15 protein-coding genes are annotated in these 15612 nt (G+C 55.2%); 8 read left to right on the forward strand and 7 right to left on the reverse strand.

The window, feature by feature from the left end:
* Window positions 1–37: 37 nt before the first annotated feature.
* A complete protein-coding gene (locus tag H7846_RS02985) occupies window positions 38–1537 on the reverse strand; it encodes a DUF1254 domain-containing protein (RefSeq protein WP_186695059.1) in 1500 nt (499 codons plus the stop codon).
* A gap of 353 nt (window positions 1538–1890) precedes the next feature.
* Between H7846_RS02985 and H7846_RS02990 the strand changes: the two genes are divergently transcribed.
* The 5 genes from H7846_RS02990 (at window position 1891) to H7846_RS03010 (ending at window position 5612) form a co-directional block, all read left to right on the forward strand.
* Complete coding sequence (locus H7846_RS02990) at window positions 1891–2568, forward strand: Bax inhibitor-1/YccA family protein (protein WP_255460815.1); 678 nt, start codon at window positions 1891–1893, stop codon at window positions 2566–2568.
* Between the two features lie 51 nt (window positions 2569–2619).
* Window positions 2620–3078 (forward strand): hypothetical protein, encoded by a 459-nt coding sequence (locus H7846_RS02995; RefSeq protein ID WP_255460816.1) that lies wholly within the window; start codon window positions 2620–2622, stop codon window positions 3076–3078.
* Window positions 3079–3179: 101 nt separating this feature from the next.
* Window positions 3180–4346, forward strand: a complete 1167-nt coding sequence (gene opgC / locus H7846_RS03000; protein WP_186695060.1) for an OpgC domain-containing protein — start codon at window positions 3180–3182, stop codon at window positions 4344–4346.
* A 99-nt stretch (window positions 4347–4445) separates the two neighbouring features.
* Window positions 4446–4619 carry a hypothetical protein gene (locus tag H7846_RS03005; RefSeq protein WP_186695061.1) on the forward strand — a complete coding sequence of 58 codons (174 nt, stop codon included), beginning with the start codon at window positions 4446–4448 and terminating at the stop codon, window positions 4617–4619.
* 54 nt (window positions 4620–4673) lie between these two features.
* Window positions 4674–5612, forward strand: coding sequence for an NAD-dependent epimerase/dehydratase family protein (locus H7846_RS03010; protein ID WP_186695062.1), 939 nt, complete (start codon window positions 4674–4676; stop codon window positions 5610–5612).
* A gap of 71 nt (window positions 5613–5683) precedes the next feature.
* On the opposite strand, the gene trxB is transcribed toward H7846_RS03010, so the two are convergent.
* Window positions 5684–6637, reverse strand: coding sequence for a thioredoxin-disulfide reductase (trxB, locus tag H7846_RS03015; protein WP_186695063.1), 954 nt, complete (start codon window positions 6635–6637; stop codon window positions 5684–5686).
* A gap of 90 nt (window positions 6638–6727) precedes the next feature.
* On the opposite strand from trxB, the gene H7846_RS03020 reads away from it, so the two are divergent.
* A complete protein-coding gene (locus tag H7846_RS03020; RefSeq protein ID WP_186695064.1) occupies window positions 6728–6928 on the forward strand; it encodes an allantoinase in 201 nt (66 codons plus the stop codon).
* A 15-nt stretch (window positions 6929–6943) separates the two neighbouring features.
* Here H7846_RS03020 and H7846_RS03025 read toward each other — a convergent pair whose 3' ends face one another.
* Complete coding sequence (locus H7846_RS03025; protein WP_186695065.1) at window positions 6944–8212, reverse strand: GGDEF domain-containing protein; 1269 nt, start codon at window positions 8210–8212, stop codon at window positions 6944–6946.
* A 147-nt stretch (window positions 8213–8359) separates the two neighbouring features.
* The gene (locus H7846_RS03030; protein WP_186695066.1) at window positions 8360–9805 is read right to left on the reverse strand and encodes a sodium:solute symporter family protein; all 1446 of its coding nucleotides are present in this window, start codon (window positions 9803–9805) and stop codon (window positions 8360–8362) included.
* Between the two features lie 336 nt (window positions 9806–10141).
* Here H7846_RS03030 and H7846_RS03035 point away from each other — a divergent pair, with 336 nt between their 5' ends.
* Both H7846_RS03035 and H7846_RS03040 read left to right on the forward strand, forming a co-directional pair.
* Window positions 10142–11059 carry an MBL fold metallo-hydrolase gene (locus H7846_RS03035; RefSeq protein WP_186695067.1) on the forward strand — a complete coding sequence of 306 codons (918 nt, stop codon included), beginning with the start codon at window positions 10142–10144 and terminating at the stop codon, window positions 11057–11059.
* Between the two features lie 40 nt (window positions 11060–11099).
* The gene (locus H7846_RS03040) at window positions 11100–11975 is read left to right on the forward strand and encodes an aldo/keto reductase (protein ID WP_186695068.1); all 876 of its coding nucleotides are present in this window, start codon (window positions 11100–11102) and stop codon (window positions 11973–11975) included.
* A 37-nt stretch (window positions 11976–12012) separates the two neighbouring features.
* On the opposite strand, the gene H7846_RS03045 is transcribed toward H7846_RS03040, so the two are convergent.
* The 3 genes from H7846_RS03045 to ligA form a co-directional block, all read right to left on the reverse strand.
* Window positions 12013–12642 carry a flavin reductase family protein gene (locus H7846_RS03045; RefSeq protein WP_186695069.1) on the reverse strand — a complete coding sequence of 210 codons (630 nt, stop codon included), beginning with the start codon at window positions 12640–12642 and terminating at the stop codon, window positions 12013–12015.
* Window positions 12643–12647: 5 nt separating this feature from the next.
* Complete coding sequence (locus H7846_RS03050) at window positions 12648–13376, reverse strand: ArsR/SmtB family transcription factor (RefSeq protein WP_222597541.1); 729 nt, start codon at window positions 13374–13376, stop codon at window positions 12648–12650.
* Between the two features lie 93 nt (window positions 13377–13469).
* Entirely contained in the window at window positions 13470–15575 is a 2106-nt protein-coding gene (ligA, locus tag H7846_RS03055; RefSeq protein WP_186695070.1) for an NAD-dependent DNA ligase LigA, read from the reverse strand.
* Window positions 15576–15612: the final 37 nt, after the last annotated feature.

Below are 15612 nucleotides of genomic sequence, written 5' to 3' on the forward strand. Positions count from 1 at the left end.
CATCCAGGCTCTGATGCCGTTGTTCTCTGTCCTTTTTCTAGTTCGAGCCGATCGCCGGAGGAATCCAATCCCCGTCGAGCACAACCTGATCCGGCATATACAACCGCAGAAACGCAATGTAACCGCTCTTCGGTGGTGTAGGCAACCAGTTACACTTCTGCTGGACATTCGTTGGTGTAGTTGGCTGCAGGTAGATATCCAGCGAGCCATCGCTGTTCGGGCACGCTGGATGATTCTGCACCATCGGTATTCCTACGGCATTCCATTCCACCGTCGAATCAGGACTCGGCACGAGCTTGCCGTTCGCGTCGTAGATCGTCAGCGACCAGAATGCCTTCGAGCTTACCGGCGGAATCCCCTGATTCAGCCCCGGCTTTTTAAAGTGAATGACATAGTTCTTGCTGCCGTTTAGCGCATTCCCACTACCGTCGGTCTGGGTATAGCCGTACACCGCATCGACAGCGCGATTGGCGCCTAACGCATCTTTAGCTACCTCGGCGCGTAGCAAATAGCGAACGCCATAGTTCCCCACATCCAAAGACACGGTCCATCCTGTTCTGGTAGGTCTGGTCGCGATGTTCGTGTCCAGAATCTTCTTTGCAAGAATGAGCCCCTGCTGGATGCTGTTCAGCTTATCGTCCCGTAGCGTTGTGCAATCAAAGGGTTGTCCTGCAACCACACCCAGCCTCTTCAGCGCCAGGACTGCGAGGTCATCCTGCTGTTTCACTGGAGGGTTGTAGTACAGCATCGATGCAAGATTGCCGAAGAATGCGCATGCTTCCATGGCATCAACTTGCCGTACCGGCGGTGTCACAACATCGCCATAAGGCTGCGTCGACAGTGTGTCCGGGGGAGTGTATGGCTCGCCCTGTTTGTACTTGCTCCACGGCGTTAACGTCAGGCCTGGGTAGATGCTGCTCTTGATGTAGTTGATATCTGAATCCGAACCGCTCGTGTAGATACGTCCGATGATCCACATCGAGCTGGTTGGCATCCTGATGACGTCCACAAAATTGCCTGTAATCAAGGGCTGTTTGTAGGCTCCGCAGTCCGGCCCTACCAGCACATAATCACCTTCCATGCTGCCCAATCGGGTGCCAGGCGACTGTGCGCTCACTTCGGTCCATCCATCCAGCATCTGCAGGATGAAGAAGCGGCCGCTCATATTCGGAATATGAAGAATGACCGGCTCCTGACACAGATTCAGAAACGACGAAGCATAAAGTGTAGACGTGCTGGGAAGCACAACTGCAGCAAACGTGGCATCTGGCAGAACCATTTCTTTACCGAACTGGTTAAGAGGAGCGCCGCCTAATTTTGTCATTGCATCGGGGACGTTGTTTCCAATCCGCCCGGTGACCCCGAACATCATCAGCGGATAGCCATAGATGTAGCCCAGCGCGGTGTCTGCAACCACACCCGGAGCAAGGCGCTGAACATCATCCAGGATCGTCGCCTGTCCGAAGGCTCTGAGGCAGGTAACTGTAGTGGAAAGCGCGATGGCGAAGGTACAAACTGCTTTACACAGTCTGTTCATATGCATCTCCATTCTTCAAACATGGATCGATTGAACGCATAGCCCTGTAAAGCTGTATCGGAGGCCGATCACGAAGGCAGATCCTTGAAAACAGCCCAGAGTAGAACGGGCGTCATCAAGCTGCTTCGTCTGACTAGCGGAGTACCTTGCAGTCGTGGCTGCAGGCGTATCCATGGCCGGAAGAGGCCCGAGAAATACATGGGAGCCAGGGAAACGAGCCCAAAGGGGAGATGGTGGGAACCGGATATCAATCTAGCCCATACCTGCTCGAACGTCCAGTCATGTTTTGGCCGCGGCTGCCGTGACATGACAAATCGCTCGTAAAAGCGTCCAATAGTACTGGAGTTAAAAGCATGGCAATGAACGACTATCGTATGGACCAGTACCGCGGTTACCCTACCGTCATCGATGCCCCGCGCGAGGAAGCGACCTCGTTGCTGGCAAAGGTGCTTGGCATTACCGCGCTCGGTTTTCTGATTACTGCTTTTGGTGTGGCCACTGCACCACCATGGGGAACCTTTGTCGGGTTTATCGCTGTTATCGGCCTGATTTTCGCCATCAACCTTACGCGCCGCCAGAGCCCTGCGGTTGCGCTCGGCCTCTTCCTCTTTCTCGCTTACTTCATGGGATGGGAGATCGGTCCGCTGATCCAGCGCTATATCCGCACTTTCGGCAGCGGTATGGTCTTCAATGCTGCTGCGACAACTGGTTGCGGTATGGCGGTGATGGGCTGCATCTCGTATCTGTTCAGTATCAACTACCGCCGCATCGCGGGCATTGGATTCGCCGCGTTGATTCTGCTGATCATCGCCGGTATCGCCAGCATGTTCTTCCACTTCCTTACGCCGGATACCTACTCCTGGTTGACACTCGGTGTCTTCACCCTGCTGACAGTGGGAGACTTCGCGCGCATTCGCGCAGGTGGCGACGGAGCTTCGGCCACCATGCTTGCGCTGTCGATCTATCTCGATGCCATCAACATCTTCCTCGCTGTGTTGCAGCTGATGGGTGGGCGCCGCAGTCGTGACTAATATTGGGAACATGACTTCCGCAAACACGCTTCATGGTGTCATGCTTAAACCATGAAGCGTGTTTTCCTTTTAGGCTCCATCGCCGCCCTCCTTCTCGCGCCTCTTGTGCTGGCAGCCCAGGAATTAGGTTATTGGCGAGCCGCGAGCAACACAGCGAAGAGCATTACCGGCGATATCGTGCTTGCCGAAGAGAAATTGACCATCAACTTCTACACCACCACTATGTCTCGGATTCGTGATATGAATGCAGCCGAGGTGAGTGCAGTCTTCGATACCGATTCGAACAGCGGTGGTGCTGGCAGTCTCTACCGCCTGAATGTTCCTGCGGCGAAAACATTCCTGCACAAGAACAACCTATGTGGAAGCGAAAACGTTCAGTGGATGGTCACGTATGCGTCCGGAAATACTCTTCAGCTGGCTTTCTTCTCGGGGGCCAAACCTCCGGTCTTTACCTTTGATGCTATCTCGAACTCCACTGATAAATGTGGAACCTTCACATATGTGAGGTAGTTCGGTATACCGCGCAATAGGATTTTCATTTCACCAGAATCTGCTCCGCAACCCACGGCGCAGTCTTGCGTCTTAATCCATCAGGGGGCGTCGCCGGTTTTATGAGGAGTAAGAGTTCATCGGCGGAGATCCTCCATGCCCTCGCGCCAGTCCGCCGGCCTGAACTGGATGCTCTACGCGGCCTCTTTCTGGTTTGGATGACACTCACTCATCTGCCAACACGGATGAGCGAGTTGGTGAATACTCCCTTCGGCTATGTCACCTCGGCGGACGGCTTCGTCCTGCTTTCGGCCATGCTGGTAAGCCAGATCTACTTGCGCAGAGCTGCGGGCGATCCTGAACGTCTCCGCGCCTCCTTGTGGAAGCGCGCTTTCCGGCTTTATCAGTACCACCTGTTCATGCTCACCGTGGCTTTTACGGTAGTGGCGGCGATTGCTGTTCGGCACCATCGGATTGCTCTGACGAATCTATTGGACTTCTATCTGGCACACCCGGTTGTCGCCATTATCGGCTCGCTGTTACTGATCTATTGCCCGCCATTGCTGGACATCCTGCCGATGTATGTCCTGTTTCTGCTGCTGACCCCGTTTATTCTTTACCTTGCTCTGCGGAGGGGATGGACGCCGATCGTTCTCTCGAGCTTCACTATCTGGGTGCTGGCGCAGTTTGGTCTGCGTGTGTTGGTGCACGACATCATCGTAAAGGTAACGCACCTTCCCATTCCGCTGCAGCAGACAGGGGCCTTCGACCTCTTCAGCTGGCAGTGGCTCTGGGTTGCGGGGCTGTGGATCGGCGCACGCTCTGATGAGGGCGAAAATCCGCTTCGACATATCCGAGGCGGGTGGGTGGCATTGTGCGCTGTGCTTTGCGTCTTCTTTGTTGCCTTGCGACACCAGTGGCTTGGGCCGCACGTGACACCACAGGCCTTTGGCTACTCATTGGATAAGTGGCGCATCGGGCCACTCCGGATGGTGAATCTCGTGGCCTGCGCCGGGGTGCTTTATTGGTCGCGAAGGTACGTCAAACGCATCGTCTCCCGCGAGCCTTTCCTGACACTGGGAGCCGCCTCGATGGAGGTCTTCTGCACACATCTGCTCTTTGTTTTCGTCGGATTGGCGATGCTCTATAACGAGGTACCGGAGCTGCACGGTATTTACGCTCTGCTTCTATTGATCGGAACATTTATTGGCCTGATCTTCGTTGCCAGCCGGCAAGTGCGACGCAAACAGAAGGAACGAGGTATGCGGAGCGCGCGTGCTGCCACTTGAAACATTATTTCCCTGTAGGAGTAGTTTCGATGGGTCAAACTTTTATAATTCTGTTCACGCGCAACTCGAATCCCGGTAAAGTACTCTAACCATTTCGTTATGTTTGATACCGACATTGAACTTCTCGTAAAGACTCTTCGGGCCAAAGGTCACAACGTCAACGGTGTTCATCATGTTCCGGATAATGCGGGCGAGTATGGATTGATCGTCGATGGCAGCGGGGTCAGCCTCGAAGAGGCCCGTGAGCTCCTGGAGCGGGACGAGCCAAAATAATCTCTTTTCTGCTGCGGCTCCCCATGAGCCACAAAGCGTGGGAGAATAGCGCCCATGAGAATTCTTCTTGCCGGCGCATCTGGAGCTATGGGACGAACACTCCTCCCTATGCTGGTTCAGCAGCAGCACGAAGTCTTCGGAGCCTTTCGTAATCCTGCACATCGCGACCTCGTACAGTCTCTTGGAGCGACACCGGTTGTTCTGGATGCCCTGGATGCAGATGCCGTTCAGGCCCGCATGGCCGAGATCAAGCCACAGGCAGTTCTTCACCAGCTCACAGCGATTCCCGCTCGTCTCGATCTTCGTCACTTTGAGCGTGAGTTTGAGATGACCAATCGGCTTCGCACCGAAGGCACGCGCAACCTTGCCACCGCCGCAGCGCGGACAGGAGTGGAGCGGTTCATTGCACAGAGCTTTGCGGGTTGGCCTTATGCACGCAGAGGAATCACCCTTAAGACAGAAGAGGACAATCTCGATCCCACTCCTCCTCCTCAGATGAAGAGCACGCTGGATGCCATCGAAACCCTTGAACATACGGTTCTTCGCGAGCAGGGATTTACCGGCATTGTGCTTCGCTACGGCCCCTTCTATGGCCCGCACAGTTCCATTGCCCAGGATGGCGCTATGGTGGATGAAATTCGTAAACACAAAGTTCCAATCGTGGGTCAGGGAACTGGAGTGTGGTCTTTCATCCACCTTCATGATGCTGCAACAGCGACTCTGGCTGCGCTCAGCCATGCACAACGAGGCATCTACAACATCGTTGATGACGATCCCGCGCCTGTTGTGGACTGGCTGCCGTTTCTTGCCCAATGTGTCGGTGCACAGCCGCCGCGGCATCTTGCCAACTGGCTGGCAAAGATCGTTGTCGGAGAACATGCTATAGCGCTGATGAACGATATTCGCGGCGTCTCGAATGCCAAGGCGAAGACGGAACTCCATTGGACCCCGAGATGGAGCAGTTGGCGGGAAGGTTTTCGCGAAGCGTTGTAGTGAGTTTCTATTGCGGCATGAAAAAGGCCAGCCGTAAAAGGCTGGCCCGGTGAGTCTGTACAGTGGAGCGATCAGTGACCGTGTTCCTCGAGGTACTTCTCGACCTCGAGCGCAGCCATGCAGCCTGATCCAGCTGCGGTGATCGCCTGACGATAACGGCGGTCCTGAATGTCTCCGCAGGCAAAAACGCCTGGAATGATCTCGCCATTCTTCGTCGTGAAGACGTTGTTCTTGGTGAGGATGTAGCCGTCGTTATCGAGGTCCAGCATTCCTGTAAATGCCCTGGCATTCGGCTCGTGACCGATACCAAGAAACATCGCAGAGACGGGAAGGGTCGATTCTTCTCCGTTGACTCTGTTCTTCAGGCGCAGTCCTTTGACGTCCTTCTCCTCTACACCGAGGACCTCTTCCACTACGGTGTTGGTGAGGAACTTGATCTGTGGATGAGCCACCGCTCGATCAAGCATGATCTTCGAAGCGCGGAAGTGCTCACTGCGATTGATCAGGGTGACCTTTGTGGCAAAGCGCGTCAGAAAGAGAGCCTCTTCCATCGCCGAATCACCACCGCCGATGACGGCAATCTCCTTGCCGGAGAAGAAAAAGCCATCACAGGTCGCGCACGAGCTGACGCCGTGTCCGATCAGGGCCTGCTCGCTGGGAAGGTTCAACCAGCGAGCGCTTGCACCCGAGGCGATGATCACGGTTCGGGTATGGATCGTCTCCTTGCCAATGCTCAACGTAAAGGGACGCTTGGTCAGATCGATGGAGTTCAGGTGTGCCATCTTTAGTTCAGCACCAAAGCGGACAGCTTGCTTCTTCATGTTCTCGATCAGTTCCGGGCCCTGGATACCCTCCGGCCAGCCGGGGAAGTTCTCCACTAGGGTCGTGATCGAGAGTTGACCGCCAGGTTCATGTCCTTCCAGCACCAGGGGCTTCAGATTGGCCCGGGCCGTATAGATAGCAGCAGTAAGCCCCGAGCATCCGGAGCCGAGGATGACAGTATCGCGAGTCGTGTTTTCGCTCATAAGCCTTCTTAGTGTAAATGCGCGGGAAGCCAAAAAGATGCAGATCTCTGATCTCGCCGTGGGTTCCTGGGCCGCATCTACAATAAAACTATGGCAAATCTGACACTGGTCTATGGAATGAGGCTTTTACCCGCCGATGAGATCGCCCGCGTGGGAGATGCTCCGATCGAACTGAAGAATGGTAATCAGGCGCAGGTGACGATGCACGTCCTTGAGGGAAGCCGCGAGCAGATCGAAGCGCAACTCCGCATGAGCCTCGACGCTTTTTTCGACTTCTACCCCGAAATTTAGAGTTACCTCACCGTTTCAGGCATAGGTAAGAGGCACCTGACGTTTCTGTTGATACATTCGCTGGTCTGCCAGTCGCCGCAGCAGGACCTCATCCGTGGTGTCGTCTGGATAGAGCGAAACACCCACGCTTCCTCCAACTGTGAATGTCTCTCCTCCGGTATGAAAGGGCCGTTCGATTGCCTCGAGGATGCGGGAGGTCGTCATCTCTACGATCTGTTCAGATGGCATATCTTTCGGAAGATCTGTGGCGATGACGATGAACTCGTCGCCACCCAACCTCGCCAGAGTGTCAGTGGAACGAATCACGCGGCGTAGATGATGTGCGACATGCTGCAACAACCGGTCCCCGATCTCGTGTCCATACGTGTCATTGATGATTTTGAAGCCATTCAGGTCAATCATCAGGACTGCAATCCGCATCCCGGTGCGCTGAGATTGTAGAACCGCCTCATCCAGCTTGTTTTCGAAGTAGCGCCGGTTTGGCAGACCGGTCAGCTGATCGTGTAGCGCAAACCACTCGTTGCTGGCGACCTGGCGTTCCAACATCACCAGCAGCATGCCAATCGTTACCAGGAACTTCTGCCAGTCCCATATCTCGGAAGCGAAATCGATGTATTGGGGGCGGTTCGAGACCCAGGAATGAAACAAGAAGACTAGCGACCAGACTACAAATCCCAGAACGATCGCGATCCTGCCCAGACTTCCTCGAGGTAGGCTAAGGCCGAAGACGATGGCCGTTACAAGATAAAGCAGAAACAGCGCAGTGTACGCCGCGTCTCGAAACATCAGGTTTGATGCATAGGTCCAAACCGAAACCCACAGTACGATCTGAGCGAAGACCAACCACCACGCCTTGCTCAGTCGTAGACCGCGGCACAGGAAGACCGGCGTTGCCAGACCGATGATCAAACCGCCGACCGCAATCACCTGGTATGGAACCGGACGGCGCACATCCAGCGCATAGGTCGTCTGAAGCGCTGCCAGCGCCAGAGTATTGGCGACCAGATAGATCAGGGTCGCCCGGCGAGGGAAAAGCTCTTTCGATGCTGCCCAGAGAAAGATGATGCCTGCGGCTAGATAGGAATCGAGGGCGATGATATGCGACGGGATATGCCGTGGTCCCGAAACCGTATAAAAAGCATGAGCAAGTGCTTCCAGAAAGATAAAAAGCAGGCCGACAAACCACAGCCCGACGCCTTCCTGGAGATGGCGTCGTCGCAAAAAATACAAAATCGCCAGTAACGTGGCCATTGCTGCCAGGTCAGGCAGAAGATTAATATTCATCGCCCCTCTTTCAGGCGTAAGACGATCTATCGTCTGAAGGCCCAGATTCCTGAATTAAAACGATCAATGTATGCAGTAACAGCATCATGTGGGCGCATGGATTGTCAACGACTGGAGTCACTCTCCACGCAGGGCGAAGCTTTTCTGCTACTCCACGCCGAAGGGTTTGAGTTGCTGCGAGTCTGGCGCGGTGGTTGTTAGGCTCACTGCGACCAGGCAGATCAGCGAGGCGACTAATGCTGGAAAGATCGCATCCCGATGTCCGATTGCGGCAGGTAGATGGGGAGACACAAACTCCCACGAAACCGTAACTACCGTTCCAACTGCAATACTGGCCACTGCAGCTGCTGCCGTCGCGCGACGCCAGAAGAATGCTGCCAGGATCACCGGGGTCAGCGCTGCCGAGTAGATCGTATAGGCGTAGAGCGCCTTCTTCAGCACCGATTCCGTTCCCAGGGATTGAAACAGTGCCCAGACACCAAGCAGAACAACCATCAATCGGCTTACGATCAAGATCTTTTTATTGGAAGCCTTTGGATTCACATAACGGACGTAGATATCGTTGACCAGATTTGTTGCAGGCGAGAAGAGCCAATTGTTCGCCGTCGAGATAATCTTGGCGAAGATTGCTCCCATCAGCAGCGCCCCAAGAAGGCGCAGAGCAGGGGAGGCATCTCCGAAACCGTGCATTCCGCAGTAAGCCAGAATCTCTCGCGGTGCCTTGCTAACTTCGCCGGTCGGAAACAGGGCCGACCCGGTGACAGCAATTGCGACAATCACCGTTTCCAGAATCACCGTTCCGATGATCCATCCCACGACGGCAGTCCGTGCGTCCTTCTCCGATTTCGCCGAAAAGAACTTCTGGTACATCGACTGATTACCCAGTAGCAGCAGGCAAGTAGGCAGGAAAAGCTCCATACATTGGATAAAGCTGAGATCACCCAGAACCTGAAAGTGCGTCTCTGGCAAGGCTGCATGGACTGCCGGCCATCCGCCAGCCCGATGAATCAACACCGGCAGTGCAAGGCACATCGTCGCTGTTGCCAGCAATCCGATGAACAAGTCCATATAAGCCACCGAAGACATTCCCGCGATCATCGTGAAGACGATCACAAAGGCCGCAAGAATATATCGGCCAAGAATCGGAGTGACGAGATCGGGAAAGATCAGGTGCAGGATGTCGCCGCCGCCGATGAACTGATAGCTCGTAATCGCCGTGTAGGTCAGTAGGATTGCAATCACTCCCAACACGCGAGCAGTCTGGTTATAACGTGCCTCCAGCAGGTCGGGAATCGTGAACTGGGCAAACTTCCGTGCGCGAGGAGCGATGAAGTAGATCAGCAGCAGACCTGCCCATCCTCCACCAGCCTGCCACAAGGCAACAAAGCCGTGGTTATAGGCGTTTTCTGCGCCTCCAAGCAGCGATCCGGAGCCGATCCACGACGACAGTAGTGTAAAGATCAGCACAAAGGCCGGCAGGGATCGCCCGGCAACGAGGTAGTCTGCCTTGGTCTTCACCTTGCCCAGGCGGGCCAGCGAAACGGTAAGCAGAGTAAAGACAATGACTGCAAGAACAGAGACGTAGAGATTCATGAAGTACCGTGAAGATTGTAGTCCTTCTTCGCGGTCAGGCTCTTTTCTGCCGTAGCCGTCTCAATGTACACCGGACGATCACTGCTGGCGGAACCCATTCAAGGCTCCACAGTGATCGCAGTGGCGATTGTGAAACGTAATCCCAAATCCGCTGTTGCAGCGGACCAGAGGAATTCTCAGAGAGGGGATTTACGGAAGCGATGGTTAGTTCCTCATCTTTTGATGTGCTTGCAATATCTCCTCGAAAATAAGATGTAGGATTTCCTCGGGAATCATAAATGTGGCGAGAAGCTTTGCAGGTCGCATCTCATCGACGATGAGGGACGTCTAATAAAAGTGAGTCCGCAACAAGGAACCGTAAGCAGGTTATGGCGGCGAAGACCCTTTGCCGTTACGAAAGCGGGGCAGCTCTGGCGTCTGGTTCGAGAGAGCCATCAACAGCCTTTGCAGGGAGAATCGAAGCCTGTTTCTCTCGTGACTCCACAAGAGCTGGGCATTACCTTCATAGGTCACTCTTCCTTCTTTCTCCAGATCGGCGGTCGAAACATATTGATCGACCCGGTCTTTGCCACCAATCTTGTGGTGCTGCGCCGCCAGCGTCGCCCCGGAGTTCTTCCCGAGCAGCTTCCTGCCATTGATTTGGTTCTGATTACCCATGCACACATGGATCACCTCAACATCGCTTCACTGCGAAAGGTGATCCGTGCCACGCGCCGTCTTAGAGGCCGTGGCCCCGAGGTTGTTGTTCCGCATGGTGTCGATGACCTCGTCTCTCAACTTGGCTTCCGCCATACCTACACCATGAAGTGGTGGCAGCAGATTGAAGCTGCTGGTCTTCGTATCACCATGACACCTTGTCGCCACTGGGGCGCGCGAATGTTTAATGACACCCACCGGGGCTATGGCGGCTACGTGCTTCAGAAGGACAGCCATTCGGTCTACCACTCTGGCGATACCGCCTACTTCAACGGCTTTGCCGAGATCGGTAGCCGCCTGGCGCCTGCGGTCGCTCTTCTGCCGATTGGAGCTTACTTTCCGGACACTTACCGGACTGTTCACACCTCGCCGGAAGAGGCCGTGCGCGGATTCGTCGAGATGGGTTCACACTGGATGGTCCCCATGCACTATGGCACCTTCCGGCTGGGTCGCGAGCCGATGGACGAGCCGCTTCAACGCCTTCAGGCCGAAGCCGCTCGCCTCGGAATCAGCGATAAAATTCGCGTCTTAGCTGAGGGCGAAACTATGCACCTCTAGCCCTCATAATCGTTCGAACGATGGAGTGCATCCAATCTCTATGGCTACTCAAAAAGCTGCGGCAAACGCAAAGGCAAGTGGAACCTTTCAGCTTGGCGGCGATCTGCCCATCCATCGTCTCGGATTCGGAGCTATGCGCATCACCGGCAAAGGGATCTGGGGTGAACCGCAGGATCCGGAGAATGCGAAAAAGGTTCTTCGTCGAGCGGTCGAACTCGGTGTGAACTTTATCGATACGGCGGATTCCTATGGTCCGGAGGTCAGCGAGCGTCTCATCGGCGAGGCACTTGCGCCCTATGCGAAGGGAGTCGTCATCGCCACCAAGGCCGGTCTTACCCGCCAGGGACCTGATCGCTGGCTCCCTGTCGGTCGTCCCGAATACCTGCAGCAAGAGGTCGAGATGAGTCTGCGTCGACTCAAGGTCGAACGTATCGATCTATGGCAGCTTCATCGCATCGACCCCAAAGTTCCAGTAGAGGAGTCGCTTGGAGTCATCAAGCAGCTTCAGGAGCAAGGTAAGATTCGCCACGTTGGTCTCAGTGAGGTCAAGCCGCACGAGATCGATCAGGCTCGCAAGGTGATTGAGATCATCAGCGTGCAGAACCTCTACAATCTCTCCGACCGCAAACACGAAGATGTGGTGAACTACTGCGAGAAAAACGACATCGCTTTTATCCCCTGGTTCCCCGTCGCAGCCGGTAAGCTGACGCAGCCCGGCGGAGCGCTCGCGGCCGCAGCAAAACGTCATAACGCTACCGTCTCTCAACTCTCGATCGCTTGGCTGCTCCACCGCTCGCCCGTCATCCTTCCAATTCCCGGAACTTCTTCGTTGGAGCACCTTGAAGAAAACATCGGCGCGGGTAACGTGAAGCTCAGCGCAGAGGAGTGGAAAGAGATCGAAGATGCCGCAAAGTAATTCTCGATACCTGCTTTGGCGTGCAGTGCGAATTCGACTAGATCTCAGCTCGAAAGGTTTTGCCTAGTTCACGTCCGAGTCCAAAATAATGCCGGAAGTTATAGATCAGCGGCTGCCACCGATCAGGTGCAATGTAGTTGTCGTGCAGCACCAGGTCTTCCCGGACATGGACTCGAACCACTTTAACCTCAACAGCAGCAGCGCCGCCTAATTCAATCAGACGTTCCTCTCCATCTAGAACGTGAATCTTCCGCAACTTTGCTTCCATCTGCACAGGGCACTCCTTCACGCGTGGGACTGAAACCATCTCCGATGGCAGCGATGTAAAGAATCCCGCGGCAAATTTGTCAGGCTCGTATTGGAATTTTGCTCGCTTCTTCTCCGGAACCGGATTCAGGCCGGTGAGAGGAGCCAGACGCTCGACCTGCTCCCACATCTCCGGTGTCGGCAGATTAATCACGCAGTCGGATTGCCGCTCAAAATTCCGCAGCGTCTGAGTATCGTTCAGCAATCCCAGCGTCACAGTCCATCCCAGTGCCCAGAAAGATGAGATCGGTGCCAGGTTTGCGGAACCGTCATCGTTCACTGTGCTGATGAGCGCGACTGGTGTCCCGAAGTACAGGATTTTAGGAGAGATTGTGACAAAGGGGAGTTCATGATTCGGCATTGCGCCTATCTCCTGTCGGAGGAACGATTACCCACGCGCAGGATGGTTTCCTCAGAACCGTTTTGTAGGAACAATGGCTCAAGGTTCCGTACCCCAAGCGCGGTAAGGCGCACGGCGCGGCTACTGCCTTCCTGAACGATCCAGCGTGAGGAAAGCAATCTCTGACAGATTGCCTCGCCCAGCGCGCCTGCAACGTGATCGCGCCTCTCTGTCCAGTCCAGGCATCGGCGCACAAGGACCCTGCGACCGGTCCGAAGTTGCTGTACGTTAATCTTCCAGCTTTCAAAGAACTCTTCTCCGGCAGAGGTCACCTCAAAATCGTTTTCCTGAGTCCGCGTGAGCCACTTTTTCTCTTCGAGAACTCCGGTCAGCTTTACCGCCAGAAAACCGGCAAGGTGGTCGTAACAGGTTCGCGCATATCGAATAGGATCGTGGTTTCGCGCAGGTTTCTGATTTGGCGCCAGTGCAATACAGCCCAGGGCTTCCATGGCGTGAGCCACTTCTGGCGAGGCAATGCGGTAATAACGATGGCGCCCCTGCGCATCGACCGACACCAGATTGCCATGGAGCAACTGGGCCAGATGCATACTCGCTGACTGGGCCGAGATATTCGCAGCCTTGGCCAGTTCGCCTGCTGAAAATGCTCGCCCTTCCAGAAGAGCCGATAACATCGCCGCTCGTGATGGGTCGGCAAGCAGAGCCGCAATCGACGCAATCGAATACTTTTCGTTCACCCTTAAAGCCTATCGCTCTGTCGGCCAACGATATTTCAGAATTGATTGAAATAAAGCCGCTCGACAGCTAACCATCATAATCAATTACGGTGGTTAGCCATTCAGCAGTTTCAGAAGACCTACCTCGTCCACCACCTTCACCCCAAGTGCTTGTGCCTTCTCGAGTTTTGAGCCGGCCTCTTCTCCCGCGACAACGTAGTCCGTCTTTTTACTGACGCTTCCTGAAACCTTTCCGCCCGCAGCTTCAATCTTTTCTTTTGCTTCATCCCGAGTAAGGTTTGGCAGGGTTCCAGTCAGCACAAAGGTCAGCCCTTCCAGTGTCGTGCCGACGACGCGCTTTTCGGCTGTCATCTTCAAACCAAGTGATTCCAGATCGTCGATGAGTTGAAGGTTCTTTTCTACAGCGAAGAACTCCACGATGGCCTGGGCGACCTTGGGGCCAACTTCATTGACAGCCTCCAATTCCTCTGCCGAAGCCTCGCGCAGGGCCTTCATCGAGCCGAAGTGCTGCGCCAGCAGCTGTCCTGTACGCTCACCGACAAACCGAATCCCAAGCCCCAACAGAGCGCGGGCCAGACCAGCTGCTTTGGATCGCTCGATCTCAGCCAGCAGGGCATCGGCAGTCTTCTCGCCGACGCGCTCCAATCCCAGAAGCTGCTCGCGCTTCAGGCGATACAGGTCCGCAATAGTGTGGATCAGCGGCTTGCGCGTCGTAATCGGTGCACCCTCTTCGGTCACAGCTTCCGTACCTTCATCGAAAGTCGGGTTCTGCCCCAGAAGCTGTGCCACCATGGCATCGCCGAGCCCCTCGATGTTCATCACACTCCGTGCAGACCAGTGCAACAGCTCCTCTCGAACACGCGCTGGGCAAGAACTGTTAACGCATCGCCAGTCCACCTCGCCCTCAACCTTCATCAGCTCGCTTCCGCAAACCGGACATACGGAGGGGAAGACTATTTCCTTCTTTCCGCGTGGATGCTCTTTGTCGTCTATGACCGAGACGATCTTGGGGATAACGTCCCCGCCGCGCTCCACCTGCACGAAGTCCCCAATCCTGACGCCGAGCCTTTCGATCTCATCAGCATTGTGGAGCGTGGCGCGTGTGACAGTCGTGCCTCCAATCAACACCGGAGTCAGCGCAGCAACAGGAGTAACCTTGCCCGTTCTTCCTACCTGAAAGAGCACGTCTTCGAGCTTGGTGATTCCTGCTCGTGCCGCGAACTTATAGGCGATCGCCCAGCGAGGAGCCTTGCCCGTAAATCCCAAACGACGCTGCTGTGCAGTGGAATCCACCTTGATCACAACGCCATCGATCTCGTATCCGAGCGTCTCGCGCAACGGCTCCGCTTTGGCGATGAACTCAATCACCTGATCGATGTTCTTTGCCGTCGCCCCATGCGGGTTCACGCGAAAGCCAGCTGTCTTCAATGCCTCCAGCGTTTCAGTATGCGTCGGAAGCAGAGTCTCTCCATCCCGCAACAGGAAATAGGCGTAGAAATCGAGCCGACGTTGCGCCACAATGTTCGGTTCCAGTGTGCGAATCGTCCCTGCAGCAGCGTTACGTGGATTTGCTGCAGGAGCAAGCCCCTGAGCAACACGCTCCTCGTTCATTTTGACGAAGGCCGCCTGCGGCAGCACGACTTCGCCACGCACCTCGAAGCTTTGGGGCAGATGTGCAGTATGGAGCTTCTTTGCTGCAACACTCAGCGGCACCGAACGGATGGTTCTGACATTCGTCGTCACATCCTCGCCCGTCGTGCCGTCACCCCGAGTCAGGCCGCGCTCCAGATGCGCCGATTCATGCGCGCCTGCGCCGTATTGCAGAGCCAGGGAGAGGCCATCTAACTTTAGTTCGCAAACATAACGCAGAGTTTCTGAAGACGGCAGGCCGGCTCGAACGCGCTGATCCCATGCTCGTAGCTCTTCTTCGTTATAAGCGTTATCGAGCGAGAGCATTGGCCGTGAGTGCGCAACCTTGGCGAAGCCCTCACGCGGCTTGCCGCCCACTCGTTGCGTAGGAGAGTCCGGGGTAATCAGCTCAGGATGTTGTTCCTCCAGCTTCTTCAACCGGTTCATCAGTGCGTCGTACTGCGCATCGGTGATCTCAGGAGAGTCCAGAACGTAGTAAAGATGCTCATGGTGGTGAATCTCTTCGCGCAGCGACTGAATCTGTTCTTCAGCTGTGGGTACGTGAGCCATAGCGACGATTATAGAGAGCGCTCGGCAGTGGATGCAG

The sequence above is a fragment of the Edaphobacter sp. 4G125 genome (genome assembly GCF_014274685.1).
GTDB lineage: Bacteria > Acidobacteriota > Terriglobia > Terriglobales > Acidobacteriaceae > Edaphobacter.

Bases quoted from the DNA above. Each gene is read 5' to 3' on its own strand.
- H7846_RS02985 (WP_186695059.1), bottom strand. From the start codon at position 1,537: ATGAACAGACTGTGTAAAGCAGTTTGTACCTTCGCCATCGCGCTTTCC.
- H7846_RS02990 (WP_255460815.1), top strand. From the start codon at position 1,891: ATGGCAATGAACGACTATCGTATGGACCAGTACCGCGGTTACCCTACC.
- H7846_RS02995 (WP_255460816.1), top strand. From the start codon at position 2,620: ATGAAGCGTGTTTTCCTTTTAGGCTCCATCGCCGCCCTCCTTCTCGCG.
- opgC (WP_186695060.1), top strand. From the start codon at position 3,180: ATGAGGAGTAAGAGTTCATCGGCGGAGATCCTCCATGCCCTCGCGCCA.
- H7846_RS03005 (WP_186695061.1), top strand. From the start codon at position 4,446: ATGTTTGATACCGACATTGAACTTCTCGTAAAGACTCTTCGGGCCAAA.
- H7846_RS03010 (WP_186695062.1), top strand. From the start codon at position 4,674: ATGAGAATTCTTCTTGCCGGCGCATCTGGAGCTATGGGACGAACACTC.
- trxB (WP_186695063.1), bottom strand. From the start codon at position 6,637: ATGAGCGAAAACACGACTCGCGATACTGTCATCCTCGGCTCCGGATGC.
- H7846_RS03020 (WP_186695064.1), top strand. From the start codon at position 6,728: ATGGCAAATCTGACACTGGTCTATGGAATGAGGCTTTTACCCGCCGAT.
- H7846_RS03025 (WP_186695065.1), bottom strand. From the start codon at position 8,212: ATGAATATTAATCTTCTGCCTGACCTGGCAGCAATGGCCACGTTACTG.
- H7846_RS03030 (WP_186695066.1), bottom strand. From the start codon at position 9,805: ATGAATCTCTACGTCTCTGTTCTTGCAGTCATTGTCTTTACTCTGCTT.
- H7846_RS03040 (WP_186695068.1), top strand. From the start codon at position 11,100: ATGGCTACTCAAAAAGCTGCGGCAAACGCAAAGGCAAGTGGAACCTTT.
- H7846_RS03045 (WP_186695069.1), bottom strand. From the start codon at position 12,642: ATGCCGAATCATGAACTCCCCTTTGTCACAATCTCTCCTAAAATCCTG.
- ligA (WP_186695070.1), bottom strand. From the start codon at position 15,575: ATGGCTCACGTACCCACAGCTGAAGAACAGATTCAGTCGCTGCGCGAA.